2 rRNA genes are annotated in these 1,862 nt (G+C 54.7%); both read right to left on the bottom strand.

Going from position 1 to position 1,862, the window contains the following annotated elements:
- Window positions 1-5: 5 nt before the first annotated feature.
- Window positions 6-117 (bottom strand): 5S ribosomal RNA (rrf, locus tag IEW06_RS20630).
- Window positions 118-201: 84 nt separating this feature from the next.
- Window positions 202-1,862 (bottom strand): 23S ribosomal RNA (locus IEW06_RS20625); the annotation flags it as partial.

Raw genomic sequence — 1,862 nt, 5'->3', positions numbered from 1 at the left:
AGTAAGGTTGGCGGCGACCGACTCTCCCACCGGTGAAGGTAGTACCATAGGCGCTCCGGGGCTTAACTGCTCTGTTCGGAATGGGAAGAGGTGAACACCCGGGCTAAAGCCACCATTACTGGCGGTCGTGTCCTGTTCGCGGACACAACAAATAACGTTGACGCAGGTAACGGGTAAGAAGAAAGGAGAAAAAGAGCTGTATTGGGTAAGTGTTCGAGTCATTAGTACTACTCGGCTCGGCCATTTCGGACCTTCCACCTATAGCCTATCCACGTGGTCGTCTCCCACGACTCTTCCTATATAAGAGATCTCATCTTGAGGTGAGTTTCGCACTTAGATGCTTTCAGCGCTTATCTCATCCCAGCGTAGCTACCCGGCGCTGCAGCTGGCGCCACAACCGGTGCACTAGCGGCTGGTCCATCCCGGTCCTCTCGTACTAAGGACAGGTCCTCGCAAATCTCTAACGCCCACCACAGATAGGGACCGAACTGTCTCACGACGTTCTGAACCCAGCTCGCGTGCCACTTTAATCGGCGAACAGCCGAACCCTTGGGACCTTCTCCAGCCCCAGGACGTGACGAGCCGACATCGAGGTGCCAAACCTCCCCGTCGATATGAGCTCTTGGGGGAGATCAGCCTGTTATCCCCGGCGTACCTTTTATCCTTTGAGCGATGGCCCTTCCATGCGGAACCACCGGATCACTATATCCGTCTTTCGACCCTGCTCGGCTTGTAGGCCTCACAGTCAAGCCCGCTTCTGCTATTGCGCTCTGCGTACGGTTACCAAGCGTACTGAGCGGACCTTTGAAAGCCTCCGATACTCTTTTGGAGGCGACCACCCCAGTCAAACTACCCACCAGACACTGTTTCCCCGTCTCGGAGATTAGGCACCGAGTAACACAAGGGTGGTATTTCAACGTTGGCTCCCCGAGAGCTGGCGCCCCCGGCTCATAGCCTCCCACCTATCCTACACATGTGTTACCCAGCGTCAATGTCAAGCTATAGTAAAGGTGCACGGGGTCTTTCCGTCCCGTGGCGGGTACTCGGCATCTTCACCGAGACTACAATTTCACCGAGCTCACGGCTGAGACAGCGCCCAGATCGTTACACCATTCGTGCAGGTCGGAACTTACCCGACAAGGAATTTCGCTACCTTAGGACCGTTATAGTTACGGCCGCCGTTTACCGGGGCTTCGATTCAAACCTTCGCCTTGCGACTAAGTTCCCCTCTTAACCTTCCGGCACCGGGCAGGTGTCAGACCTTATACTTCCGCTTACGCGTTCGCAAAGTCATGTGTTTTTGTTAAACAGTCGCCTGGGCCTTTTCACTGCGGCTTCTCTGCTTGCGCAGAGGAAGCGACCCTTCTCCCGAAGTTACAGGTCCATTTTGCCGAGTTCCTTGGCCGTGATTCACTCGAGCCCCTCAGGATACTCTCCTTGACTACCTGTGTCGGTTTGCGGTACGGGTTACAACAAGATTAAAACGCTTAGCAGGTTTTCTTGGCAGTCTGATTAGGCAAACTATCCCCGTGGCCGAGGCCGTAGGGTACTATCACGTTTCAGCAAAGTCAGCGGATTTACCTACTGTCTCTATACCTACGCGCTTCAACGGGCACTTCCGTCCGCCCGCGTTGCTTTCACTTCTGCGTCACTGCATCACTTCTCATTGTAAGTGCTGGAATATCAACCAGCTGTCCATCGACGTAGCCTCTCGGCGTAGCCTTAGGTCCCGACTAACCCTGCTCCGATTAGCGTTGAGCAGGAAACCTTAGTCTATCGGGGGGCGGGTTTCTCACCCGCCTTATCGTTACTCATGCCTACATTTGCTTTTCTAGCCGCTCCAGCACCCCTGACAGGATACC

This window comes from Hymenobacter qilianensis (assembly GCF_014638675.1).
In the GTDB taxonomy this organism is placed as follows: domain Bacteria; phylum Bacteroidota; class Bacteroidia; order Cytophagales; family Hymenobacteraceae; genus Hymenobacter; species Hymenobacter qilianensis.
This window is presented reverse-complemented; position numbering and strand designations above follow the sequence as displayed.